The organism is Herbiconiux daphne, from assembly GCF_024979295.1.
GTDB classification, from domain to species: Bacteria; Actinomycetota; Actinomycetes; order Actinomycetales; family Microbacteriaceae; genus Herbiconiux; species Herbiconiux daphnes.
Map to the genome: position 1 here is coordinate 1 of NZ_JANLCJ010000833.1, position 516 is coordinate 516.

A 516-nucleotide genomic window follows, 5' to 3' on the forward strand; every position below is an offset into this window, starting at 1 on the left:
TACGAATTCTATTTTCCATCTCCACCCTTATCGACGAGGATTGTAGAACTTACAGAAGTGGTCTTCCAGTCGAACTTCTTTGACCATGTACATTCCAACATTATCTTTACCAAACTGACGTTTGGCGGTCTGAAGAACAGGACGAGCTTTAGCACGACTATTAAAGTGGTACTCAAGTACTGCACGTTCTCCATCATCTTTCGTGTAATCAACTACTACTGCCCATGACTCCTTAGACATACTGTAACGCCTCCATTGCGTCGTTTAGCTTCTTACGGTACACTTCTTCACGGTCAACATGTACTGGTTTGGGAGCGTTAACCCCCAAACGTACTTGCTTTCCATTAACTTCAATAACAGAGATAATGATATTACCATCAATCACAATACTCTGCCCGACTTTCCTTGTCAAATGTAGCAATCAATTCTCCTAATCTTCATGATTCCAGAAGACGTCAACATTACATTGACGCTTACTTTCTGCCCTTGCTCTACCACGACCTAAACGAGTCATTG

2 protein-coding genes are annotated in these 516 nt (G+C 42.1%); both read right to left on the reverse strand.

Going from position 1 to position 516, the window contains the following annotated elements; all coding sequences use genetic code 11:
- Positions 1 to 27: 27 nt before the first annotated feature.
- Positions 28 to 240, reverse strand: coding sequence for a hypothetical protein (locus tag N1032_RS27940; protein WP_259544001.1), 213 nt, complete (start codon positions 238 to 240; stop codon positions 28 to 30).
- Positions 233 to 421: a carbon storage regulator gene (locus tag N1032_RS27945; RefSeq protein WP_259544002.1), complete on the reverse strand. Its 189-nt coding sequence runs from the start codon at positions 419 to 421 to the stop codon at positions 233 to 235. The genes N1032_RS27940 and N1032_RS27945 overlap by 8 nt, the downstream gene beginning before the upstream one ends.
- Positions 422 to 516: the final 95 nt, after the last annotated feature.

What these genes read in the sequence shown, in the direction of transcription:
- N1032_RS27940 (WP_259544001.1), bottom strand. Translation starts at nt 240, where the DNA reads ATGTCTAAGGAGTCATGGGCAGTAGTAGTTGATTACACGAAAGATGAT.